Genomic DNA, 24102 nt, shown 5'->3' on the forward strand with positions numbered 1-24102 from the left:
ACCCCGCCCGTCCCGCCCCGTCTCCCGTCTGGGAGTCACCTTCTGGAAGTCACCTTCTGGGGGTCAGGTTCTGGGAGTCACCTCGAGTGACTCCCAGAACCTGACCCCCAGATGCGTCTCCCCGGCGCACGACGCCGCCCGGCCGCCCCGTGTTACTAAGGTCACCTACCGAATTAGTTTGCACAAGCAACCATCGAGCGTATAGTTGTTGCAAGCAACCAATTGAGGAGGGGCGGCCCATGCCTGTCGATCCCGGAACGGCGCGAGAACTCATCCACCGCGTCTTCGACCTGCAGCGGGTGGTCCGCTGCCTGTCGATCTCCGAGCTCAAGCACGGAGAGCTCGGCGTCGCCTCGCAGGGCGTCCTGCGCGTGATCGGCGAGCACGGCGGCCGCGCCGTGGACCTCGCCGGGAAGCTCGGCGTGAGCGCCCCGGTGCTCAGCCGGCACCTCGCCGAGCTCGAGGGCCTGGGCCTGGTCGAGCGGCGCCGCGACCCGGAGGACCGTCGCGCGCAGCTCGTCGGGCTCACGGAGCACGGTTGCGAGGTCCTCGAGGAGATCGAGGAGCACCGCATCGAGCGGCTCCAGAGCTACCTCGCCGACTGGGACGAGGGCCGCGCCGCGGCCGCCGTCGCTGCCATCGGCCAGCTCTCCGACGCCCTGCGCTCCGGCTCCGGCCACCGCCCCGCCCCGACCACCACACCTACGGACAAGGAGGAAGCCCTTGCAGCCCGCTGACGCGGCGGCTCCGCAGATGAGCCACAAGCAGATCCTCGAGGCCCTCACCGGCCTCCTGGCAGCATTCTTCACCGCGATCCTCTCCTCGACGATCGTGGCGAACGCTCTGCCGACCATCATGGCGGACCTCAAGGGCACGCAGACCGACTTCGCCTGGGTGATCACGGCGGCGCTGCTCGCCAACGCGGTCACCACCCCGATCTGGGGCAAGCTCGCGGACCTGTTCAACAAGAAGCTCCTGACCCAGCTGAACATCGTGGTGTTCGTGGCCGGCTCCGTCATGGCCGGCTTCTCCCAGAACATCCCGTGGCTCCTTTCGGCCCGCGTGATCCAGGGCATCGGCATGGGCGGCCTTACCGCCATGGCCATGGCGATCATCGGCACCATGATCCCGCCGCGCGACCGCGGCAAGTACAACGGCTACATGGGCGCGGTCATGGCCGTCGGCACCGCGGGCGGCCCGCTCCTGGGCGGCTTCATCGTCGACTCCTCGCTCGGCTGGCGGTGGACGTTCTTCGTGTGCGTCCCGCTCGCCGTCATCGCCCTGTTCCTGATCCAGGCCACGCTGAAGATCACGCACGTCAAGCGGGTGGCGAAGATCGACTGGCTCGGCACGCTGCTCCTGACCGCCTCGGTGAGCACCCTGCTCGTCTGGGTCTCGTTCGCCGGCCAGCCGGACTACTACGACTGGTGGAGCTGGCAGACGGCCGTCATGGTGGGCGGCTCCCTGCTCGGGCTCATCCTCCTGGTCGTCGTGGAGTCCCGCGTGTCGATGCCGATCATCCCGCTCAAGATCGTGGCCAACCGCACCACCGCGCTGAGCATCATCGCCTCCGCCGCGATCGGCGTCTCGATGTTCGCCTCGTCCTCGTTCATCGGCCAGTACTACCAGGTGGCCCGCGGCGCCACCCCGACCGAGGCCGGCCTGCTGACCCTGCCCATGATCGCCGGCAACTTCCTCGGCTCCGTGGTCTCGGGCCAGCTCATCTCCCGCTTCGGCAAGTGGAAGCGCTTCCTGATCCTCGGCTCGCTGCTCATCGTCGCCGGCATGGGCATGCTCGGCACGATCGACCACACCACGGACCTGTGGCGCGCCGGCGTGTACACGTTCGTCCTCGGCCTCGGCCTGGGCATGACCATGCAGAACCTCGTCCTCGGCGTCCAGAACACCGTCCAGGCCAAGGACATCGGCACCGCGAGCGCCACGGTCGCGTTCTTCCGCTCCGTCTTCGGCGCGGTGGGCGTCTCGGTGCTCGGCGCCGTGCTCAACAACCGCTCGGAGGAGCTCATCACCGGCGGCCTCGCGGCGAAGGGCATCCACGCCCCCGCCGGGGGCGGCGGCACGAGCCTGGACCTGACCGACATGCCGGCCCCGATCGCGGACATCGTCCGCGGCGCGTTCGGCGACGCCTCCGCCCGGTCGTTCCTCATCGCCGGGATCATCGGCATCGTGGCGTTCATCGCGATCCTCTTCATCAAGGAGGTCCCGCTGCGCCGCACCGTGGACATCGTCAAGCCCTCCCAGGCCGGCGCCGCCCCCGGAACGGATCCGGCCACCGCCGCGCTCCCGTCCGTCGCCCCGATCGGAGCGCACGACGCCGCGGCCTCGCCCGAGGCGACCGGCTCGCCGTCGTCCGTCCCCGCCGCAGAAGGGGGCGAGCCCGTGGAAGCGGGCCGGCCGCCCGCCTCCGCGGCCCGCCGCGCCGCGATCCGCGAGGTCCTCGCGGGCGCCGAGGGGGAGGGCGCAGCCCTCGACACCGAGCTGCAGCTGCTGCTCGCGGAGGCCGTCCCCGCCACGGGCCAGGCCGCCGCGCCGGCCGCGGCCGGAACGCTCGAGGCGCTGCAGGAGACCCAGCGCATCCTGGCGCGCCAGCAGGCCCAGCTCGCCTCGCTCATGGAGCGCCTCGCCGACCAGCTCGACGAGCAGCAGCGGCTCGCCGCCGAGCAGGGCGCGACCGCGAAGGCGCAGGGGGAGACCGCGGCCCAGCTCGCCCAGCTCCAGCAGGAGCTCGCCGCCGAGCGGGAGCTGCAGAAGGAAGCGGCGCTCTACCTCGCCACGCGGGGGCGCCACAGCGCCAACTGACCGGCGCCGGAACACCTCAGGCAGCCTGCGGACACCCTCTGTCCGCAGGCTGCCTGATTAGTCCTCAAGGTGGATGCCCGCGGGCGCGCGCGAGGCCTACTCTGGACACGCCCCGCCCGGCACCGGCGGGGCCCGACCGCAAGGACCTCGATGCTCCTCACCCTCATCCGGCGCTACGGCGCCCGCTACTGGCCCTCGATCGCCGCCGTGGTCGTCTTCCAGCTCGCGACGACGATGGCCACGCTGTACCTGCCCAGCATCAACGCCCAGATCATCGACCAGGGCGTCGCCAAGGGAGACACGGACTACATCTGGCGCCAGGGTGCCCTCATGCTGGGCATCGCCTTCGTCCAGGTCCTCGCCGCCATCGCCGCGGTGTACTTCGGCTCCAGGACCGCCATGGCGTTCGGCCGCGACCTGCGCCGGGGCGTCTTCCGCAGGGTGACCTCGTACTCAGCCCAGGACCTCCAGCGCTTCGGCGCCCCCACCCTCATCACGCGCGGCACCAATGACGTCCAGCAGGTCCAGATGGTCATGCTCATGGGCCTGAACTTCATGGTCTCGGCTCCGATCATATGCGTGGGCGGCATCATCATGGCCCTCAACGAGGACGCCGGCCTGTCCTGGCTCGTGTGGGTCTCGGTGGGCGTGCTGTTCGCGGTCGTCGGATTCCTCGTCTACCTGCTCATGCCGCTCTTCCGGAAGATGCAGTCCCGGATCGACTCGATCAACGGCGTGCTGCGCGAGCAGATCATCGGCATCCGCGTGGTCCGTGCGTTCGTGCGCGAGCGGTTCGAGGAGGAGCGGTTCGCGGAGGCCAACCGGGCCCTGACGGACATCTCGCTCAAGGTCGGCCAGATCTTCGTGCTGATGTTCCCGATCATCATGCTGCTGCTCCAGGCGGCCACCGCCGCGGTCCTGTTCTTCGGCGGCCACCGCGTCGACTCCGGAGACATGCAGATCGGCTCGCTCACGGCCTTCATGCAGTACCTGCTGCAGATCCTCATGGCGGTGATGATGGGCACCTTCATGGCCATGATGATTCCCCGCGCCTCGGTGTGCGCCGACCGCATCGGCGAGGTCCTCGGCGTCGAGCCCTCCATGGCCGAGCCGGCCGAGGCGACCGTGCCCGCGAAGGCCGAGGGCGTCGTCGAGTTCCGCAATGTCTCCTTCGCCTACCCCGGCGCCGAGGCCCCCGTGCTCAGCGGGATCTCGTTCACCGCCCGTCCGGGACAGACGGTGGCGGTCATCGGGTCGACGGGCTCGGGCAAGACGACCCTGCTGAACCTCATCCCGCGCCTGTACGACGCGGCCGAGGGCGAGGTCCTGCTCGACGGCGTGCCGCTGGCCCGGATGCCGCGGCGCGAGATCACCTCCCGCGTGGCGATGGTCCCGCAGCGGCCCTACCTGTTCTCCGGCACCATCGCGCACAACCTGCGCTTCGGCAAGGAGACGGCGTCCGACGACGAGCTCTGGCAGGCGCTCGAGGTCGCGCAGGGGGCGGAGTTCGTCCGCGCCAAGGCGAAGGGGCTCGAGTCGCCGATCTCGCAGGGCGGCACGAACGTCTCCGGCGGCCAGCGGCAGCGGCTCTGCATCGCCCGCGCGCTCGTGGCCCAGCCCAACGTGTACCTCTTCGACGACTCGTTCTCGGCCCTGGACGTCGCGACCGAGGCGCGGCTGCGGCGCGCGCTCAAGGAGCGGATGCACGGGGCGACCATGATCGTCGTCGCCCAGCGGGTCTCCACCATCATGGGCGCCGACCAGATCCTGGTCCTCGACGGCGGGAAGATCGTGGACCGCGGAACGCACGAGGAGCTGCTGGAGACCTCGCCGACGTACCAGGAGATCGTCCAGTCGCAGATCAGCGCCGAGGAAGTCGAGAGCGTCGCGGGAGCCGCGGGAGCCGCGGGAGCCACGGGGGAGCAGGCATGAGCGAGGACAGCACGGGGGCGGCTGCGCCGGCCGTCGATCCGGAGGAGACGGAGGCAGAGGAGACCGCCGCCCCCGCCAGCGGCCACGGGGGCGGCGGCTTCGGCCAGCAGATGCCCACGCAGAAGGCCAAGGACTTCCGCGGGACGGCCCAGCGGCTCCTCGGCCTGATCCGCTCGGAGATGGGCTGGATGGCCGTGGTGGTCGTCTTCATCATCGTCTCCGTGGTCCTGTCCGTGATCGCCCCGAAGATCCTCGGCAGGGCCATGGACGTCATCTTCGCTGGCGTGATCGGCAAGCGGATGCCGGCCGGGGTGACGAAGGACCAGGTGATCCAGGGCCTGCACGCGCAGGGGCAGAACAACTTCGCGGACATGCTCTCGGCCATGAACCTCGTGCCGGGGCAGGGGATCGACTTCAACGAGCTGACGCTCCTCATCGCCGTCATCCTCGTCATGTACTTCGTGGCGAGCCTGTTCATGTGGGCGCAGGGGTTCATCCTCAACCGCGTGGTGATGCGGATCGTGTACCGCCTGCGCCGGGACGTCGAGGCCAAGCTCAACCGGCTGCCCCTGGGGTACTTCGACACCCGGCAGCGCGGGGACCTGCTCTCCCGGGTCACGAACGACGTCGACAACGTCCAGCAGGCGCTCCAGCAGGCGTTCTCGCAGCTGCTCTCCTCGATCCTCCAGGTGCTGGGCATCATCGTGATGATGTTCATCGTCTCGTGGGAGCTGGCCCTCATCGCCCTCGTGGCGCTGCCGCTCTCCGCGGTCGTGACGGGCGTGATCGGCACGCGCAGCCAGAAGCTCTTCAAGGCGCAGTGGAGGGACACGGGCATCCTCAACGGGCACATCGAGGAGTCCTTCTCCGGCCACGAGCTGGCGATCCTGTTCGGCCGCGAGAAGGAGATGGTCGAGGGCTTCGACGGCAAGAACGAGGACCTCTACCGTGCATCCTTCGGTGCCCAGTTCGTCTCCGGCATGATGTTCCCGATCATGAACTGGATCAGCTACCTCGCCTACGTGGGGATCGCCGTGGTCGGCGGCCTGCGGGTGGCGGCCGGGCAGATGACCCTCGGCGACGCGACGGCGTTCATCCAGTACTCGCGCCAGTTCACCCAGCCCCTCGGCCAGATCGCGGGCATGGCGAACATGCTGCAGTCCGGGGTGGCCTCCGCCGAGCGCGTGTTCGAGCTGCTCGACGCCGAGGAGCAGGAGCCCGAGACGGCCACGCGCCATCTGCGGGCTGCGACGGACGGGCACGTGGACTTCGAGCACGTCTCGTTCTCCTACTCGCCGGACAGGCCGCTCATCGAGGACCTGTCCTTGACCGCGGAGCCCGGCCACACGGTGGCGATCGTCGGCCCGACCGGCGCCGGCAAGACCACGCTCGTGAACCTCGTCATGCGGTTCTACGAGATCTCCGCCGGCCGGATCCTCTTCGACGGCGTGGACATCCGCGACCTGTCACGGGACGAGCTGCGCTCCAAGGTGGGCATGGTGCTCCAGGACGCGTGGCTGTTCGGCGGCACGATCTACGACAACATCCGCTACGGCAACCTCGAGGCGACCGAGGAGCAGGTCATGGCCGCGGCGAAGGCCACGTACGTGGACCGGTTCGTGCGGTCCCTGCCGGAGGGCTACAACACCGTGATCGACGAGGAGGGCACTAACATCGCCGCGGGCGAGAAGCAGCTCATCACGATCGCCCGCGCCTTCGTGGCCAACCCGTCGCTGCTCATCCTCGACGAGGCCACCTCCTCGGTGGACACCCGCACCGAGCTGCTCGTGCAGAAGGCCATGGCGGCCCTGAGGACGGACCGGACCTCGTTCGTGATCGCGCACCGGCTCTCCACGATCCGCGACGCCGACACGATCCTGGTCATGGAGAACGGCAAGATCGTCGAGCAGGGCCGGCACGAGGAGCTGCTCGAGCGCGGCGGGGCGTTCCACCGGCTCTACATGAGCCAGTTCGCCGGTGGGATCGACGTCGAGGCGGAGGAGGCGGCGGCCTCGGCCGGAGCAGCCCCCCGCACCTGACAGCTCAGCATCCGTTCCCGCCACTCCCGTTTCGGGTACGCATCTCGTCGCCCTTTTGCCCTTCCGGGTACGAGCGTGCGTACCCGAAAGGGGTTTTCGGCGACGAGATGCGTACCCGAGAGCAGGGCGGGTGCCGATGCCCAGGGCGGGTGACGGGATGGCCGGGATGGGCCGTGAGCGCCGGGGCAAACGGGGGACAGTACCGCGCCCCGTGGGTGACCGTACGAACCCCCGCGCTGCGCGGGGGCGCACCCAAAGGGGACTTGTCGCCGCGAAGTGCCCGTTCCGGGAACTTCACGGCAAGAGACGCACTCTAGGACAACAGCGAGAACGGCCCAGAGCCCGGTCCCGCAGGAGGAACCCGTGCACAAGCACACCCGCGGCCCGGTGGCGCTCGGTGCAGTGCCCGGGTTTCCCTACACCGCGGTGTAGCCGCCGTCGACCGCGAGCACGGCACCCACCACGAAGGACGCCGAGTCCGAGGCGAGGAACGCGATGGCCTCCGCGACCTCCTCGGGCCGCGCCAGCCGCCCGATCGGCTGCTTCGCGGCCATCCCCGCGCGAACGTCCTCGGGCAGCCCGGCCACGAGTGGCGTGTCGGCGTATCCCGGTGCGACGGCGTTTACCCGGATCCCGCTCGCCGCGTACGTCACGGCCGCGGATCGGGTCAGGTTCGCCACGGCCGCCTTGGCGGCGGAGTAGGACGAACTGTTGGGCTGCCCCACGGTTCCCAGGATCGAGGAAACGTTCACGATCGCCCCTCGCCCGGCAGCGGCCATGTGCCGCAGAGCGTGCTTGCCGCACAGCGCCACGCCGGTCAGGTCGATCTCGATCACGCGGCGCCACGCGGCGACGTCGAGCTCGTGCAGCGGCGCCTTCGGCTCGGCGATCCCCGCGTTGGCTACCAACACGTCGAGCGAGCCGAACTCGGCGGCCGCCCGGTCCATGAGCGCGGCCACCGAATCCTCGTCCGTCACGTCCGTGCGCACCCACAGCGCGCGGTGACCGCCGTCGCGAAGGGAGCGCGCGACGTCGTCCGCTCCCTCCGCGACGTCGCCGATCACGACGGCGGCGCCCCGCTCGGCGAGCAGGCGTGCCGTCGCCTCCCCGATGCCCGACGCCGCGCCGGTCACAACCGCCGTCCTCCCGACGAAAGTGCCGTCCACCTACGCGTCCTGGCGGAGGTTGTTGCCGGCGGTCTCGCCGCCGTCGATCGCGAGGTTCGCCCCGGTCATGAAGCGCGACTCGTCCGAGGCGAGGAACAGGATGAGCTCCGAGATCTCGTCGACCTCGGCGGCGCGCCCGAGCGGAATCTGGCCGAAGCCGCGCTTGAGGCCGGCGGTCATGGGCGTGTTGACCGAGCCCGGGTGCACCGAGTTGACCCGGATGCCATGCGGGCCGAGGTCCAGGGCGCTCGTCTTCGTGAGCCCCTGGACGCCCCACTTCGCGGCGGCGTACGCCGCGCGGTTCCTGAACCCGACGAGCCCCGCGATCGATGAGATGTTGATGATCGACCCGCCCGCGGCCTTCATCACGGGCACCGCCGCCTTCATGCCGAGGAAGTTCCCCGTCAGGTCGATGTCGATCGTCCTGCGCCACTCGTCGACGTCGGCGTCCTCGACGCTGCCCCGCGTGAAGATGCCGGCGTTGTTGACCAGGATGTCGAGCCTCCCGAAGCGCTCGACGGCGTCCTCCACCGCGCGCTGCCAGCTCTCGTAGTCGGCGACGTCGAGGTGGACTGAGAGGGCAACGTCGTCGCCGGCCGCAGCGCCGAACTCCGTGTTGATCTGCTCCGCGAGCAGCTTCCCCTCGTCGTCGAGCAGGTCTCCGATGACCACCTTCGCGCCGTGCGCCGCGAGGGTGCGCGCGTGCGAGGCGCCCATGCCGCGTGCCGCACCGGAGATGAGCGCCACCTTGCCGGCGACCCGGGCCGACACGGTGCTCATCGGGGGGCCTCCTCGATGATCTCGAGCCCGCGCTTGACGCCCCGCGAGGCGGCGAGCCGGGCCACGTCCCGCCCGGCCCGGTATCCGAACACCAGAGCGGCGCCGATGTGCGAGCCGTATCCCGGGTACCCGCCCCCGAACACGCTGCGCGCGGCGGCGCCGACCGCGAAGAGGCCGGGGATCGGGGTGCCCTCCTCGGTGACGACGACGTTGTCGGAGTCGACGGCGATGCCCGCGAACGTGCCCAGATCGCCCATCTGGATCTTGGCCGCGTAGTACGGGCCCGCCTCCAGGGGAGCGAGGTTGGGGTTGGGCTTGTGCTCCATGTCTCCGCGGAAGTGGTTGTACTCGGTCGAGCCCCGCCCGAAAGCCGGGTCCTCGCCGGCCCTCGCGCCCACGTTGAACTCGGCCACGGTCTGCGTCAGGCCCGCGGCGTCGACGCCGATCTTGCCCGCGAGTTCCTCGAGGGTGTTCCCCTTGACCAGGTATCCCATCTTGTAGAAGTAGCCGCGCGGCATGGGCCACGGCTTCGCGTAGCCGATGCCGTACTTGTGCATCGTCTTCTCGTCCGCGATGACCCAGCCGAACGTCTTCTCCTCTCCGGCGTTGTGGGCGATCATCCGTCCGCCGAAGTCGTGGTAGCTGAGGGCCTCGTTGCCGAACCGCCTCCCGTGGCGGTCCACCGCGATGAGGCCCGGCAGGCCGATCGCCCGCAGGTGCGGGAAGAGCCGCTCGCGGCCATCGCGGAAGCGGAACACGGTCACGGGCGCCCACGAGCCCACGGAGGAGACGGCGTCGTCGATGCGGCCGCCTGCGGCGAGGGCCATCGTGGCGGCGTCGCCGCCGTGTCCCACGGTCGGCGTGAAGTGGTCGTCCCCGGCGGCGTCGTGCGGGAAGTACTTCTTGCGCAGCTCGGTGTTGCCCGAGAAGCCGCCGGCGGCGAGGATGACGCCGACCTTGGCCTCGACGCGCACCGGGTGCTCGCCGCCGAGGACCGCGCCGGTGACTGCGCCGTCGTCCCCCCTCGTGAGTTCGGTGACGGGCGAGGACTTCCACATCCGCACGCCGGCGTCGTAGGCGCTCTTGACCATGAGCGTCATGAGGGCGTTGCCGTTCGAGCGGAGCACGGGGCGGCGGTAGCGGGCGGCGTCGAACCAGGTGCGCAGGAGCTTCTTCGCGACGTACACGAACGACTTCACCGACTGGTTCACGTGGAAGAACTCGTTGATGTCCGGGCCCACCTGCGGCATGTACCCGAACACCGTGTAGGAGGACATGTACGGCTGCATGAGCAGGCGCTTGTCACCGAGGATGCGGGCGTCCGTGTCCTTCGGCAGGATGGCGCGGCCGCCGAGCCGCGCGCCCGGGAGGTCCATCTGGTAGTCGGGTGCCTTCTCCGGGTAGACGAACTCGACGTCGGTCTCCCGCTCGAAGAAGTCCAGCGCCTCGGGCACGGTGTCCAGGAACTGCGCGACGCCGTCGGCGTTGTAGGTGTCGGGGGCGAGGTTCTTGAGGTAGGTCTCGACCTCCTCGCGCGTGTCGCCCGCGGCCGCGCCGGCGCGGTTCCCGGGCACCCAGGCCCAGCCCGCCGAGATCGCCGTCGTGCCGCCGAAGTACTCCTCCTTCTCGGCAACGATCACGCTCAGGCCCTGGCTGGCCGCCTTGAGCGCTGCCGCCATGCCGGCGGCGCCGGACCCGACGACGAGGACATCGCAGGCGATGGTCTTGTTCTGCATCACGGTGCTTTCCATTTCGTTTCAGTTGCCGGGCTTCGTCGCGGCCAGGTACGGCTCGCCGAGCTCGTCGATCGGGGTGCGGGCGGTCTCGCGGGAGCTCACAGCGGCGATCACCGCGGCGAGCGCGCAGACCGCGCCGAAGATGGCCACGGGAACCCAGCCGGCGGGGCCCGAGGTCATGAGCAGGCCGCCGATCATCGGCCCGAAGCCGGCCACGAGGAGTCCGAGCTGGTTGCCCAGCGCCATGCCGGAGTAGCGGACCGGGGCCGCGAACAGTTCGGCGAAGAAGCCGGGCCAGATCCCGTTGAAGCCCGAGTAGAGCACGGTCATGAACGCGAAGCTCACGATGAACACGAGGACGAGGTCGCCTGTGCCGAGCGCCCAGAAGTATGCGAACAGTGCCGCCGTGCCCCCGAGCATTGCGGTGATCATGAGTGGCTTGCGGCCGATGCGATCCGAGAGGGCGGCGACGGCCGGCATGACGAGCATGGACAGCCCGATCGTCACCGCGTTGATCGTGAGGATCGCACCCTTGTCGAGGCCGCCGTGGGTGGTCGCGTACGAGAGCCCGAAGACCGTGAAGATGGTCTGCATGACCGAGAAGATGGACATGAACAGGACCCGGACCACGTCCGCGGCCTGGTAGCGCAGCACCTGGCCGAGTGGCAGCTTGCGGACTTCTCCTTCGTCCTTCGTCTCCTCGAAGACCGGCGTCTCATCCAAGTGGGTACGGACCCAGTAGGCGATCGCGAGGACCACGATCGAGCACCAGAACGGGACGCGCCAGCCCCATGACATGAGGTCGGCCTTGGGCAGCGCCGTGATCGGGACGAACACGAGGGTGGCGAGCACCATGCCGGACGCATAGCCGGTCATGACGAACGAGGTGAAGAAGCCCCGGCGGCCCTCCGGGGAGTGCTCGAGCGTGAGCGTCGAGGCACCCGCCGATTCCGCTCCCGCCGAGAAGCCCTGCAGGAGGCGGCCGAGGGTCAGGAGCACCGGGGCGAGGATTCCCACCGAGTTGTACGTCGGGAGGAAGCCGATGCCGAGGGAGGCTAGCCCCATGAGCGAGAGCGTCACGAGCAGCACGTTGCGGCGCCCGAGGCGGTCGCCGAAGTGGCCCATGACCATCCCGCCGAGCGGGCGGGCCACGTAGGCGACGCCGAACGTGGCGAACGCCGCGACGAGGCCCGCGGTCGGGTTGTCGGCCGGGAAGAACAGGGCCGGGAACACGAGGGCGGCCGCGGTGCCGTAGATGAAGAAGTCGTAGTACTCGAGCGTGGAGCCGAGGAAGGAGGCGAGGGCCGCCTTGCCCGGGGTCTTGCGGTGGTTGCCGGCACCGGCGGAGTCGGCGGACGACGCCGCGTGGCTGGCCTGGGTGCGGGGAGCGACACTGCTCATGGGGTGTCCTTGGGGGTCTCGAAGTCGACGGAGAGGATCTGCTCGCTGTTCGGGAAGGAGTACTCCTTCAGCGGTTCGTGCAGGGGATGGGTGTTGTACACCTCGATGTCGGCCACGGACTCGAAGTCCGCGACGATCGCGTAGTCGAAGGCCCGCTCGGAGCGGATCACGTCGGGCCCGTGCGTGAGTGCGATGAGGCCTGGGATGTTCCCGCGCATCCGGTCGAGCCCGGCGGTCCATGCCTCGCGCTGGTCGGCCGGGAAGTCCGGCTTGAACTTGAACAGGACAGTGTGGCGGATCATCGGGCCGCCCCCTCGAGGACGGCGTCGGCGAGTTCGTCCGCGGACTCGGCGGCAGCGCCGGCGTCGTGCGCGGCAGGCTTCCCGGCAATGGTGCGGCCGGCGAGGTAGCCCATGGTCATGAGGGGACCGAGCGTCGCGCCCGCGCCGGGGTAGCCCGCGGCGTAGGCGCTCTCGGTCACGTTGCCGACGGCGAACAGGCCCCGGATCGGGACACCGTCCACGTCGAGCACCCGTGCGGAGCCGTCCGTCACGATCCCACCGTTCGTGCCGAAGCCGCCGTTGACCACCTCGAGGGCGTAGTACGGGCCGCGCTCGAGGGGGCCGAGCGACGGGTTCGGCCACGCGTTCTCGGCGTCTCCCCAGTACCTGTCGTAGGCCGTCTCGCCCCGGTGGAAGTCGGGATCCTCGCCCTTCACGGCGGAGGCGTTGAACCGCTCGACAGTGGCGACGAGGGTGTCCGCCGGAACGCCGATCCTTGCAGCGAGCTCCGGCAGGGTCGCGCCCTCGATGAGGTAGTCGGGGGTCGGCTTGCCCGCACGGTGGGCGAGGATGCCGTACCGCTCGAGGTAGGCCTGGTCGAAGACCACGTGTGCCGGGGTGTTCAGCGTCGTGTTGTTCGGCGAGTCCCAGGACTGGAGGCAGCGCGCGAGGTCGTTGTAGTTCTGCGACTCGTTCGCGAAGCGCTTGCCGTGGCGGTTGACCATGATCGAGCCGGGGCCCTGGCGCTCGAAGCGCAGGAGCGTGCCGATCGGCTCGCTGTCGCGGGTGTCGCCCGTGATGGACATCGGCGCCCACCACGCCTCGCGTGTGCCCCGGGTCCCGGCACCGAGGCGCTGGGCCATCCTCAGCCCGTCGCCCTCGTTGGTGGGCGGCGAGCACATCGTGTGGAGGCGGCTCGCGAGCATGGAGTCGGCCAGGCCGCGGTCCCACTCGAACCCGCCCGTGCCGATCACCACGGCCTCGGTGGCGGTGATCTCTTCCCCGGTGGCCAGCACGACGCCGGTGACCCGGCCGCCGTCGTGCGCCCGCCTCCCGCTGTGGACGAGTCGTTCGCCCCGGGCCTCGACGGCCACATGCACGCCTTCGCGGACAGCGGCCGCAAGGAGCATGGCGACCAGCGCGCGGCCCTTCGCGACGAGCCCGGCCTTCGACCGGGCGTCGAGCTCGTCCCACGGGAAGCGCGTGAATGCGCCCCAGTCCTCGTACTCCTGCATCGTGAACGGCGCGCGGCCGTCGGAGCGCACGTGCGCGGCGAGGTCGCCGAGCAGGTCGGTGATGTTGGCCAGCTGCGGTTCGATGGTCCGCCCGCCGTCCACGGAGCCTGGGAGGTCCTGCCGGTAGTCCGGGAAGTTGTCGAGGTAGAGGAACTTCACGCCGAGCTCCCGCTCGACGAAGGTGAGCATCGTATCGCCCTGGGTCACGGCGGCGGCCAGGAGCTCCTCGCGGCCGCGGCCCCGGGAGACGGCGCGGACGTAGTCGAGCGCGGTGTCCGTGGAGTCCTCGAAGCCCGCCTCGCGGGCATGGTGGTTCGCGGCGATCCAGAGCATGCCGCCCGAGATGGCGCTCGTGCCGCCGAGGAGGCTCGCCTTCTCGAGCACCACGACGGACTTGCCGGCGCGCGCCGCCGTGGCCGCTGCGGTGAGGGCTCCCGCGCCTGAGCCGAGCACGACGACGTCGTACGCGCCCCGCGGGCTGCCGGTGAGGTACTTCATGGGACTCTCCTTCGAGCCGGTGGATTGGCTACTCACGAGAGTCCCTGCGCGCGATGTATTTCACATCACACTTTCCCGATCATCGGGAAGGCGGTGTGTATCAGAGGCTGCGGCGGATGGCGTCCCTCAGTGTGCCGTCCCAGCCGAGGGCGCGCGAGATGCCCCGCGCAGCCGTCCGGAGAGCGGTGATCGACGCTTGGACGGGACCATTCTCACGGGGGATCACCACGCTCAGGCCAGCGATCGCCGTCCCGTCCGCCGAGAAGACCGGCACCGCGACGCCCGTCGACTCGGGCACGATCGTCCCGGGCATGACGCAGTACCCGGAATGGCGCATCTCCGCGAGCATCCGCCGCAGCTCGTCCGGGTCCGTGACGGTGGTGTCCGTGAGCTTCGGCAGGCGGCGGCGGAGGAACGTCTCCTGCGCCTCAGTGGGGCCGAAAGCCGTCAGGATCAGGCCGGTGGATGTCGCGTGGATCGGCAGGCGCCCCGCGACGCGCGTGATGTTGATGGTTGAGTTGTTCGAACCGATCCGCTCGATGTACAGCACGTCCTGCTGGTCGATGACGCCGAGGGTCGTGTGATGCCCCACGACCGCCTGGACGTCCTCCATGAACGGCAGGGCGGCCTCCCGGAGCCCCAAGACCTTGGAGCCGCGGGAGACGAGTTCCCATAGCCGGGTCCCGAGGCGCAGCCGTTGCCCATCCCGGTCCAGCAGGGACTCGGCGAGCAGCTCGTCGACGATCCGGTACGCCGTGCTGCTCGGCAGAGCTGCCCTGCGGGCGAGATCGGCCCCGCTGAGGGTCGGATGCTCGCTGTCGAAGGCCGCGATGACGCGCACCAGACGGTGGACCATCGAGTCGCCGGACGCGGAGTTCGCCATAGTGCCCCAGAGCCCGCAGGCCGGATCAGTAGTCCCGCGCGGTGGTCTCCTCGGGCTCCGCGCCGAGCTGGAAGTGGCGGCCCTCGATGGAGGTGGGTGCGATCTCCACGTACACGCTCTTGGACGTGGGCAGCCAGGTCTCGATGTTCGCGGCCTCGGCCTCGGCGATCTCGCCGGAGTGCTCGAGCACGCGGGCGGTGCCCTTGATGACCACGCTCCAGGCCTCGTCCTGCATGATGCCGTCCGCCTCGAAGGCGACCTGCGGGTGGATGGTCAGCTCTGCGAGCTTGGTGCCCGGAGTCGTCTTGAGGTACAGCTTGCCGCCGTAGGACCTGAAGTTGATCGGGACGATGTCCAGCTCGCCCGCAGCCGCCGTGGCGAGCCGGCCGTGGCGGGCGTTGTCGAGGAGCTCCCAGCTCTCAGCATCCGTCAGGACGCGGATCGGCTCATCATCGTGGTGGTCGAACAGCATCGCGTTCCCTCTCTCCCCGGCCGGATGGCCGGACACCGTCGCTTGATCGAGCCTGGCGCCTCGCTGAAGCGGTCGAACGAGGCGCCCTGCATCCATCGGGAGCTGACTCCATCCTAGCCACGCGCCCCCTCGGCGGGGACGGGCGCACGTAACCGCGATTAAACGCACGCGTCACCCCCGCGCAAGATCGCCTCCCTAGGCTGGAACCAGCCGCGGGGACGGCGTCGGCGGGGCACGGAGCGCCCCGGACGCCGCCCGCGGCAGAGCAGGGCACGCCCCCGGGATACCGGAGGCAATGTGGTAGACCCGAGGAGTGAGCAGCGAGCGGCTTCGGGTCCTGGTCCCCATGCGATGGGGCGACATGGACGCGTACGGGCACATCAACAACGTCCAGATCGTCCGCATGCTCGAGGAGGCGCGGATCGCCGCCTTCGGACCGCCGGGGGGCACGGGAGCGGCAGGTGTCGAGCCGCTCGTGCCGCTGTTCTCGGCGGTCCCGGACGGGACGCTCGCGCTCGTGGTCGAACACCGCGTCCGCTACGTGCGCCCGCTCGACTACCGCAACGTCCCCGCCGAGGTCGACGTGTGGGTGAGCGGGCTCAAGGCCGCCGCGCTGACCCTCGACTACCTCGTGCACGACCCCGTGGATGGGCACGAATGCGTACGGGCGACGACGCAGCTCGCCTTCGTGGAGGAGGTCACCGGCCGCCTCCTGCGGCTCACGGAGGACCAGCGCCGGCGCCTCGAACCGTACGTGGGTGCCGGGCTCTTCAGGTAGGCGCAGACTCCTTCCCGGAGGACGTTCGGCAGTCCGTGGCGTCCCCGGCGCCGCGGTGCATGGGCCGGGCCCAGCCGCCATGGAATACTCATCGCGGCGCGCCTTGATGTCCTAGCGAGGGGTTGGGACAGCGCAGCCTGAATCCAGGGGGGATTCCATGACTCATCCTCAGTCACCCGAGCAGCCGTCGGCCCAGGGCTCGCACCCGCAGACCGGATCGGCCCCGCTCGGCGAGCCGGGACCGGGCACCGCCGACCGGCCCTACCCGCAGCCGTATGGCCAGCAGGGCCAGCCGTACCCGCAGCCGAGCAAGACGCTGGCGATCATCTCGATCGTGGCGGGCGGCCTCGCCGTGCTGTTCAGCCTCATTCCGTTCCTCGCCTGGCCGCTGGCCGCGGCGGCGATCGTGTGCGGGATCATCGCGCTCGTGAAGAAGGGCGGCGGCAGGGGCCTGTCGATTGCCGGTATCATCCTCGGCGCGGTGGGTACGGTCATCGCGCTGGTCGTCTTCATCGTCGCGATGGCCTTTGTGTCGTCTGTGGAGAAGACCTCCGGCAAGAGCCTCGGCGAGCTCCAGTCCTCGCTCGCGTCGGCGAGCGCCGCGGCCAACGCCGAGCACACCGTCCAGTACAAGGTCACGACCAATGGCAAGGCCAAGGTCAGCTACTCGGATGCCGCGGGCACGAGCGACGAGGACATCGCAGCGCCGTGGACCAAGGACTACAAGGACAGCGGATTCGTGCTCGCCTCGGTCTCGGTGATGGCCGACGGCGGTGCCGACACCGCACAGGTCGCGTGCGAGATCCTCATCGACGGCAAGACCGTCTCGAAGAAGAGCGAGGCGGGGGCTTACGCTTCGGCCTACTGCTCCGGCAGCGCCCGCTGACCACCCGCGCTGCCCGCCCCCCGGCTGCTGTCCGGCGGGCGGGCAGCGCCCCGGTAGACTTGCACCGGCAGACTCGAGCCGGCGGGCCACGCGCAGGACGCATGGACGTAACCCCGGCGAAACCAGAACATGCCACGGTGGGGCGCAGCTGCTGTACGGCGCGTCACACTCGGTCACCGACAAGGCGACCCAGGAGTAACCGGCCAGCATGGACATGGAGTGCGGCATGGGCTCCGCCGGAAACGCAAGGAACAAGGGGAAGCAATGGCGAGGAACGCGAACGCGGCAGAGAAGCTCGACCTCCGTCTCAAGGCGGTGCTGGACGGGCTGGCGGAGGCGGCATTCACTGATCAGACGGCCGACGCCCGCGAGGTCCTGACCGCGGCGGTCGCGGCAGTGCCGTTCGACGAGCACGAGGCGACCCTTCTCTCCGGCGGCATCCCGCGCGGCCACAAGGCGCTCACCACCGCCACGGCCAAGCTCGTCAAGGCGGGCTGGATGGTCAAGGGACGCAGCGGCTGGGCGATCACCGAGGACGGCCTCCGCGCCACGGTCGCCTTCCCGACGGCGCAGGCCCTCGCGGCCGCGCTCGCGGACGGCACGCCGGTGCCTGCTGACACCCCGGTCCCCGCTGCCTCCGCGAAGAAGAAGCCGGCCCGCAAGGCCGCCGCCAAGAAGGCGCCCACGGCGAACACGGCCGCCGCCGAGGAGGAGCTGGCTGCGCCCGTGGCCGAGGCGACCGTGGCCACCGAGGCCGCGGCGGCCTCCGACGAACCGCTCGTCGTCGACCTCGACCAGCCGGAGTCCGTGGCCATCGCCGGCGACTTCGCCTCCCACCTGGGCGGCCCCGCCGACTGGGAGCCCAGCGCGGACGCCGTCCAGATGGGCCTCGATGCGGCCTCCCGCCGCTGGGTGCGCACCGTGGACCTCCCGGCGGGCCACTACGCCTTCAAGATCGCGATCAACCGCTCCTGGGACGAGAACTACGGAGCGTTCGGCGCCTTCGACGGCCCCAACCACGAGCTGACGCACGACGGCGGCCCGCTCACCATCGCGTACGACCACGCCACCAAGGACATCGCCTACTCCTGATCCAACCGGCGCGCCTGTCCACATAGGGGCGCCCGAGGCGAGCATTGTCGGCGGCCTCCCGTACGGTGGAACAGTCACGTCAACCACCGGCGGGGGGCCGTCCATGCTTCAGCGTTCAACCCGGCGCCTCCCGCGCCGCGGGCAGCGCTCCAGGACCGTGGGCGTCGTGGCCGCCGGGACAGTCCTGGCGGCGGTGCTCGGCTGGTTCGCCGGCTTCCTCCAGGTCCCCGGCCTCGAATCGCCGCTGACCGCCCAGACCCAGATCGGCGGGGTCCCCGCCGCGCAGCTCTCGGCGGCGAAGGCCTCGCTCGCGGCGATCCCCGTGAAGGGGCGCGCGCCGAAGACCGGGTACAGCCGGACGGAGTTCGGCCAGGCATGGTCGGACACCGACCACAACGGCTGCGACACCCGCAACGACATCCTCGCGCGCGATCTCCGCGCCCCGGTGTTCAAGGCCGGGACGCGGGACTGCGTGGTCCTCTCCGGCAGCCTCGACGACCCCTATACCGGCAGCACGATCGCGTTCCAGCGCGGCGAGCGGTCGGCGGACGTCCAGATCGACCACCTCGTGCCACTCTCGGATGCGTGGCAGAAGGGCGCGCAGCAGTGGACGCCGCAGAAGCGCCTCGGCTTCGCCAACGACCCCGCCAACCTGCGCGCGGTGGACGGCCCGGCGAATCAGCAGAAGAGCGACGGCGACCTCGCGACCTGGCTGCCGCCGAACCGGTCGTTCCGCTGCGAGTACGCGGTGAACGTCGTCGAGGTCAAGGCCGGCTACGGACTGTGGATGACCCAGGCCGAGCATGACAAGGCCGCGGAGCTGCTCGGTGCCTGCCGGGCCGAGTGAACGGGCCGGCGCTCAGGAGGCCTTGAGGTACCGTTCGCGCGCGCCCCGCGGCAGCTTCTCGACCGCATACCTGAGGGCCACCCGGGCCATCCGCGGCGCGCACCGGTCCAGGAACGCCTCGAGCCCCGGCGTCCCGACGGCCCGCAGCGCCCAGCCGGTGGCCTTCTGCACGGACTCGTCCGGGTCGTCCGCTAGCAGGGTGGCGATCTCGAACAGGTCGTGGGGATCGCCGAGCCCCACGAAGTACGTCGCCGCGACTATCGCGGTCCGCCGCTCGTTCGGCCGGGGCGATCGGGCGAGTCCGTACAGCGGCTCCCGCGGCTTGTCGGCCAGATAGCTGCCCACCACGTGCACGGCCGCGCGGTCCACGAGGTCCCACGAGTCGATCCGGTCGTGGCGGCGCAGGTACAGCTCATAGAGCTCCCGCCGCCGGGGCGGCGGCGTGCTGGGGCTGCGCGCCTGGAAGTCCATGATGCTCACTGCCCCTGCGCGGGCCTCGTGCCACGGGCTGTCGAGGAGCGCCTCGACCTCGTCGAGCGGCATGTCCGCGGAAGCCCGCGCGAGCTCGAACACGGATCCCATCGGGACCCCGAGGAACCGGTCTCCGCCGCGCCTCGCGAGCGGGAACGCACGCTTGTACTTCCTCAGTTCGTCGCCGGAGCTCAGCGACTCCAGCGCCGCCAGGAAGGCCCCGGCGGTGCGCGTTCCGAAGGCCATCCGCACACCCCCGCGAGATGCTCATTTGTACAAGCATTAGGCTAACCCCGGCGGGGGGTGAAAGTGCCGGGTCTAAATGCCCTTCCCGCAGGGCCCCGCCGTCCCCTCGATCTCGGCGGCGCGCGCGGCGAAGATGGCGCGCAGCACGTCGTCCGGCACCGGGCGCGCGGCAGTGAACCGGAGGGTGCCCTTGGACCAGTCGAAGCCCTCCAGGCGGTCGCCGAGGGCAGCCAGTACCCGGCCGCTGAAGGGGAAGACAGAGAGGTGGTCCTTGGCCTGCCGGGCGCTCGCATAGCCCTTGCCGTGGAGGAGCAGGGCGGGCATTCCGTAGCTGTGCCCCTCGGCAGCCTCGGGGGAGACCTCGAGGGCTACGGCGTACACGTGCCCGAGCGCCGCGCCGTCCGGCCCGTCCAGGCCGGTGAGATAGTCGGTGACCTCGCCCATGCCCCCATCGTGCCCCGTCGGGGACGGCCGGGCCAGTGGCTTCAGGCCCCGGGCTTCGCCGAGAGGTAGGGTGCCGCCGCCGCGATGAGCTGCTCCCGCACGCACACCGAGGCGACGGAGAGGTCCACGGTCGCCGCGCCGAGGCGGTGGCCCGAGGAGACGAAGGATTCGGTGAGCGGGCTGCCCGCGGAGGGGTACAGGAGCAGCCCGCCGGCCTCGAGCGATGCCGGGTCGGCGGCGGACTCCTGCTCCCGCACATAGGTGTAGAGCTGGTAGAGGTGCCCGGAATCGAGGGTCTCGCGCGCGAACCGCCCGGGCCGGATCGCTGCGGCGAACCGCGTGTCCACGATGAGGCGGCGCCCGGACGCGGGCGCGTCGATCCACACGTCGGTGACCATGTGCGGGAGGACGGCGGCCATGCCGAGGGTGGCGCCGCTGGCCTTCCACCCGACCTTGCGCCCGCGCTGGACGGACCAGCCCCGGCCGCGCCCGTGCACGGCGTAGAAGCCGCCCACCGCGCGCTCGAACAGGTGGCGGAACTGGCGCTCGTCGAGGGTTCCGCGGCCGTGGCCGGGATTGGTGCGGCCGAAGGGCAACGAGAGCTGCAGGGCGAGCCGGGCCGCGAGCAGCACGGAGCGGTCCTGCTGGTCGTTCCGGGTCAGCCGTGCCGCGACCGACGCGGACTGGTCGCGCTGGCCCGCGCGGTCGTCGAGGATGCCGACGCCGAGCTGGGCGAGGCGCTGCGACTGCCCCTGGCAGCGGCGCACGAGCTCCTCGTCACCGCACAGGCGCGCGATCGAGGCCAGCGCCGTGCGGATGAGCCGGTTGCGGGGCGTGTCCACCGTCAGCTCCTCGAACCGGCACGCCACGAGCCCGCGCGAGAGCAGCTGGTGGGACTCGGTGCGCAGCGTGTCGATGCCGCCGCGCACCCGCGCGAGGTCGCGCGAGGTCTTCCTGAACGACGGCGTGAGCGGCCGCCGGAGGCGGTCCTCGGCGCTCGCGACGAGCAGCTCGGCGAGGAGCTCGGGCAGCTTCTCGGGGTAGTCCTCGATCCCGTCGAAGGCCTCGGGCCCGGACTGGTAGAACTCCGACGCGTACAGCAGCAGGAGCCAGACGTTGCGGACGGGGATGCGCACCCCGCCGGCGACGACCACGGAACCGTCGGCGGCCGCCGTCGTGCGCTCCGGACCGGAGGGGCGCGCAGGCGTCACGCGAGGCCCTCGAGGAGGGCGGCCGACGCCGACTCGGCCTTCGCCGCGTCGTCGAACCAGTACTCCTCGAGGGTCGGCACGATCTCGGTGTCGACGACCCCGCGGAACCAGTCCGCGAAGGAGGCGACGCGCTCCTCGGCCGGGGGCGTGACGAACGAGTGCCCGAGGCGGAACTCGGAGCCGAGCGCCGGGTCGTCGGCGATGCGGTCGTTGAGCGCCTCGAAGCGGAAGCGCACGAGCTCGAGCTCCTTGGGGTCCACACCGTGCCGGGCGGACATCCACGCCTGCCACGCGTCGTTCACGCTCGGCTCGAGCGAGACGAACGCGAAGCGGCGGCGGAACGCGAGGTCCATGATCGCCAGCGACCGGTCCGCGAGGTTCATCGTGCCGATGATGTACAGGTTGCTCGGCACGTGCACGCTCTCGGTGCCCGAGCGGGGGTAGGCGAGCTGGAGGGACTCGCGCGGGGAGCGCTTCCCGGCCTCGATCAGGGTCAGGAGCTCGCCGAAGACCTGGACCGGGTTGCCGCGGTTGATCTCCTCGATGAGCATCACGTGGGGGACGTCCGGGTTCGCGTTGGCCCGTTCGACCATCTCGAGGAATGGCCCGTCCACGAGCGTGAGCTTCCCGTCCGAGCCGGGGCGCCAGCCGCGCACGAAGTCCTCGTAGCTGGAGTTGGGGTGGAACTGGGTGGCGCGCAGGGCGGACTTGTTGTCCCGGGTGCCGATGAGCGCGTAGGCGAGGCGGCGCGCGAGCCACGTCTTGCCGGTGCCCGGAGGGCCCTGCAGGATGAGGTTCTTCTTGGACCGCCACCGGGCCAGGTACCCGTTGAGGTCGGACTCGTCGACGAAGCAGCCGTCCGCCACGATGTCGCGCACCGTGTAGCTGGCCTGCGGGGACATGGGCGTCGGGTCGTCCTCGGGCTCCGGGGCGTCCCCGGCGCTGCCCGAGTCGGCGTGCGCGCCGTGCCCGTAGCGCTCGAGGTAGGCCGTCCAGGACAGCTCCGGGAAGGAGTGGACGGCGAACTGCGGATCCTCGAACTTGGAGGCGAGGGTGTCCAGCAGCGTCACGTACGCGGCGCCGTCGGCCGTGAAGAAGTCCTGGTCGAGCATGAGCTCGGTCTTGAGGTACTGGCGCGAGCGGCCGTCGAGCGGCAGGTAGTTCCAGGGGCGCACCCAGAACAGGCCCATGGTGAGCTTGGTGCCCACGCGGTAGATGTCCCGGGCGCGGTCGTACGCGGCTGCGAGGCGGAAGCGCTCGTGGTCCTCGCTCGAGTCGGCGGCGGCGAGGGCGGCCTCGAACACGTCCCAGAGGCTGTCGATGTCGTCCTTCTGGCGGGTGCCCGCGGGCGGGAAGAACCACGAGTTCTGGTTGTTCAGCAGCGGGATGCCGTCGAACCCCGTCGGGGCAGGGGCGCTGATCCCGAGGAAGGCCGCCCAGTCGGCGGCGATCTCGGTGCGCTTGGCCGGGCTCGCGCCGCGGTTGAACGTGCCCATGACGGTGAACGGACAGATGTCCTTCAGCGGCACGGGGTTGTCCCGCCAGTCGCGGTCCATGAGGAAGCCGAGCTCCTCGTGCCGCTCCTGCATCGCGCGCAGGTGCGCGAGCAGCTCGCCGCGGCGGCGGCGGAAGCCGAGCAGCGCCGTCGCCATCGCCTCGTAGAAGGCGGTCCACTCGAAGCGCTGCTCCGGCGTGGGGTCGACGTCGCCGAAGCGCTTCGCCCAGGCCGGGTCGTTGCGGAAGCGGTCGGTGTCCTGGGGCTCGCCGAGGAAGGTGAAGCGCAGGAGGGCCTCGCGCATCCAGTGCCCGGGGGTGACCTTCCAGATGGTGTGCCGGCCGGTGTAGAGGTACCACTCGCGCGGCCGCCCCGCACGGGTCCAGTCGACCCCGATCTTGCGGCCGTCGCCCGGATTGGCGGTGATGACTCCGACGGCGCGGACGGCGAGGACGGGGACAGCGTGCCCGTGGGCCTCGAAGGGGAGCCCGGAGCGGCGGACGTAGGTGGACTTGAGGGCGATCCTGTCGCCGACCTTCATCGACTTGACCGTGTCCAGGTAGCGGTCCTCGAAGCCGTTCTCCCAGATGCCCTGCGAGATGAACCGCTCGGCCTGGGCCTGGGACTCCTGGTCGGCGCCGGAGGCCCCGACGAACCAGTACTGACCCTCGGGAACGCCCGCTTCCACCATTGACTGCCCTGCCTTCAGATCCATGCCGCGTCCACGGCACCCAGAGCATTAGATCACGTTCTGCTGGACGACGCGCCCGGGATCCGGGGGCGCTGCGGGCCCCCCGCCGGGCCCTCCCGGCTAGGCGCGGACGGTGTAGTGGACGTACACGAAGCGGCCGATCCGGCGCTCGTCGACGAGCTCGAGGTCGATCCTCGCCTCGGGCAGCGCGGGCGTCCCGCCGCCCACCGCGACCGGGGCGATGAACAGCCGGACGTCGTCCACGAGCCGCGCCCCGAAGGCCTCCGCAGCCAGCCCCGCGCCGCCGACCTCGAGGTCCGTGTTCTCCTTGAGGGCGCGCACCGCGGCGGGGTCGAAGCTGCGCTCGAGCCGGGTGCGCGCCGTCGTGACCTCCGGCAGCGTGCGCGAGTAGACCACCTTCTCCGCGGCGCGCCAGATCTGGGCGAAGTCGCGGACGACGCCGGCCGGGCCGGCATCGATGACCGGGTCCGCCCAGGCGCGCATCACCTCGTAGACCCGCCGGCCGTACAGGTAGGTGCCGACGGGCCGGAGGATCTCGTTCACCGCGGCGTGGACGTCCTCGTCCGGCGCGGCCCAGTCGAAGCTGCCGCCGCGGTCTGCGATGTAGCCGTCGAGGGACGCGAGGTTCATGTACAGGAGCCGGCCCATGCGTCCACTCTCGGCTCCGGCTGCGCGCC

General features: G+C 70.7%; 21 protein-coding genes. 8 read left to right on the forward strand and 13 right to left on the reverse strand.

What is annotated here, in order from left to right:
* Positions 1-239: 239 nt before the first annotated feature.
* From ACYVKZ_RS12190 to ACYVKZ_RS12205, 4 genes are all read left to right on the forward strand, one after another.
* The gene (locus tag ACYVKZ_RS12190; protein ID WP_460992516.1) at positions 240-737 is read left to right on the forward strand and encodes a MarR family winged helix-turn-helix transcriptional regulator; all 498 of its coding nucleotides are present in this window, start codon (positions 240-242) and stop codon (positions 735-737) included.
* A 16-nt stretch (positions 738-753) separates the two neighbouring features.
* The gene (locus tag ACYVKZ_RS12195; protein ID WP_460992726.1) at positions 754-2820 is read left to right on the forward strand and encodes an MDR family MFS transporter; all 2067 of its coding nucleotides are present in this window, start codon (positions 754-756) and stop codon (positions 2818-2820) included.
* A gap of 150 nt (positions 2821-2970) precedes the next feature.
* Positions 2971-4752: an ABC transporter ATP-binding protein gene (locus tag ACYVKZ_RS12200; RefSeq protein WP_460992517.1), complete on the forward strand. Its 1782-nt coding sequence runs from the start codon at positions 2971-2973 to the stop codon at positions 4750-4752.
* Positions 4749-6791 (forward strand): ABC transporter ATP-binding protein, encoded by a 2043-nt coding sequence (locus ACYVKZ_RS12205; protein ID WP_460992518.1) that lies wholly within the window; start codon positions 4749-4751, stop codon positions 6789-6791. The genes ACYVKZ_RS12200 and ACYVKZ_RS12205 overlap by 4 nt, the downstream gene beginning before the upstream one ends.
* 416 nt (positions 6792-7207) lie before the next feature.
* Here the strand turns inward: ACYVKZ_RS12205 and ACYVKZ_RS12210 are convergent, their stop codons facing one another.
* From ACYVKZ_RS12210 to ACYVKZ_RS12245, 8 genes are all read right to left on the reverse strand, one after another.
* The gene (locus tag ACYVKZ_RS12210; protein ID WP_460992519.1) at positions 7208-7957 is read right to left on the reverse strand and encodes an SDR family NAD(P)-dependent oxidoreductase; all 750 of its coding nucleotides are present in this window, start codon (positions 7955-7957) and stop codon (positions 7208-7210) included.
* Positions 7958-8737: an SDR family oxidoreductase gene (locus ACYVKZ_RS12215; protein WP_460992520.1), complete on the reverse strand. Its 780-nt coding sequence runs from the start codon at positions 8735-8737 to the stop codon at positions 7958-7960.
* Entirely contained in the window at positions 8734-10473 is a 1740-nt protein-coding gene (locus ACYVKZ_RS12220) for an FAD-dependent oxidoreductase (protein WP_460992727.1), read from the reverse strand. The genes ACYVKZ_RS12215 and ACYVKZ_RS12220 overlap by 4 nt, the downstream gene beginning before the upstream one ends.
* A 21-nt stretch (positions 10474-10494) precedes the next feature.
* Complete coding sequence (locus ACYVKZ_RS12225; protein ID WP_460992521.1) at positions 10495-11874, reverse strand: MFS transporter; 1380 nt, start codon at positions 11872-11874, stop codon at positions 10495-10497.
* Entirely contained in the window at positions 11871-12176 is a 306-nt protein-coding gene (locus ACYVKZ_RS12230; protein WP_460992522.1) for a Dabb family protein, read from the reverse strand. Before ACYVKZ_RS12230 ends, ACYVKZ_RS12225 begins: the two co-directional genes overlap by 4 nt.
* Positions 12173-13888, reverse strand: a complete 1716-nt coding sequence (locus tag ACYVKZ_RS12235; protein WP_460992523.1) for an FAD-binding protein — start codon at positions 13886-13888, stop codon at positions 12173-12175. The genes ACYVKZ_RS12230 and ACYVKZ_RS12235 overlap by 4 nt, the downstream gene beginning before the upstream one ends.
* 100 nt (positions 13889-13988) lie before the next feature.
* Positions 13989-14771 carry an IclR family transcriptional regulator gene (locus tag ACYVKZ_RS12240; RefSeq protein WP_460992524.1) on the reverse strand — a complete coding sequence of 261 codons (783 nt, stop codon included), beginning with the start codon at positions 14769-14771 and terminating at the stop codon, positions 13989-13991.
* A gap of 25 nt (positions 14772-14796) precedes the next feature.
* Positions 14797-15243 carry a pyridoxamine 5'-phosphate oxidase family protein gene (locus ACYVKZ_RS12245; RefSeq protein ID WP_460992525.1) on the reverse strand — a complete coding sequence of 149 codons (447 nt, stop codon included), beginning with the start codon at positions 15241-15243 and terminating at the stop codon, positions 14797-14799.
* 313 nt (positions 15244-15556) lie between these two features.
* Between ACYVKZ_RS12245 and ACYVKZ_RS12250 the strand changes: the two genes are divergently transcribed.
* The 4 genes from ACYVKZ_RS12250 to ACYVKZ_RS12265 all read left to right on the forward strand — a co-directional run bounded on the left by ACYVKZ_RS12250 (position 15557) and on the right by ACYVKZ_RS12265 (position 18846).
* On the forward strand, positions 15557-16021 hold the full coding sequence (locus ACYVKZ_RS12250; protein ID WP_460992526.1) for an acyl-CoA thioesterase: 465 nt from the start codon (positions 15557-15559) through the stop codon (positions 16019-16021).
* Between the two features lie 157 nt (positions 16022-16178).
* Positions 16179-16907 carry a DUF4190 domain-containing protein gene (locus ACYVKZ_RS12255; RefSeq protein ID WP_460992527.1) on the forward strand — a complete coding sequence of 243 codons (729 nt, stop codon included), beginning with the start codon at positions 16179-16181 and terminating at the stop codon, positions 16905-16907.
* Positions 16908-17171: 264 nt separating this feature from the next.
* On the forward strand, positions 17172-17999 hold the full coding sequence (locus tag ACYVKZ_RS12260) for a pullulanase X25 domain-containing protein (RefSeq protein ID WP_460992528.1): 828 nt from the start codon (positions 17172-17174) through the stop codon (positions 17997-17999).
* A 103-nt stretch (positions 18000-18102) separates the two neighbouring features.
* The gene (locus ACYVKZ_RS12265) at positions 18103-18846 is read left to right on the forward strand and encodes an HNH endonuclease family protein (protein ID WP_460992529.1); all 744 of its coding nucleotides are present in this window, start codon (positions 18103-18105) and stop codon (positions 18844-18846) included.
* A gap of 12 nt (positions 18847-18858) precedes the next feature.
* On the opposite strand, the gene ACYVKZ_RS12270 is transcribed toward ACYVKZ_RS12265, so the two are convergent.
* The 5 genes from ACYVKZ_RS12270 to ACYVKZ_RS12290 all read right to left on the reverse strand — a co-directional run bounded on the left by ACYVKZ_RS12270 (position 18859) and on the right by ACYVKZ_RS12290 (position 24073).
* Positions 18859-19563 (reverse strand): DNA alkylation repair protein, encoded by a 705-nt coding sequence (locus ACYVKZ_RS12270; protein WP_460992530.1) that lies wholly within the window; start codon positions 19561-19563, stop codon positions 18859-18861.
* A 72-nt stretch (positions 19564-19635) separates the two neighbouring features.
* Entirely contained in the window at positions 19636-20007 is a 372-nt protein-coding gene (locus tag ACYVKZ_RS12275; RefSeq protein ID WP_460992531.1) for an iron chaperone, read from the reverse strand.
* A gap of 41 nt (positions 20008-20048) precedes the next feature.
* A complete protein-coding gene (locus ACYVKZ_RS12280; RefSeq protein ID WP_460992532.1) occupies positions 20049-21218 on the reverse strand; it encodes a 5-methylcytosine restriction system specificity protein McrC in 1170 nt (389 codons plus the stop codon).
* Positions 21215-23428, reverse strand: a complete 2214-nt coding sequence (locus ACYVKZ_RS12285; protein WP_460992533.1) for an McrB family protein — start codon at positions 23426-23428, stop codon at positions 21215-21217. The genes ACYVKZ_RS12280 and ACYVKZ_RS12285 overlap by 4 nt, the downstream gene beginning before the upstream one ends.
* 96 nt (positions 23429-23524) lie before the next feature.
* Entirely contained in the window at positions 23525-24073 is a 549-nt protein-coding gene (locus ACYVKZ_RS12290; protein WP_460992534.1) for a dihydrofolate reductase family protein, read from the reverse strand.
* Positions 24074-24102: the final 29 nt, after the last annotated feature.

The organism is Sinomonas soli (genome assembly GCF_054782415.1).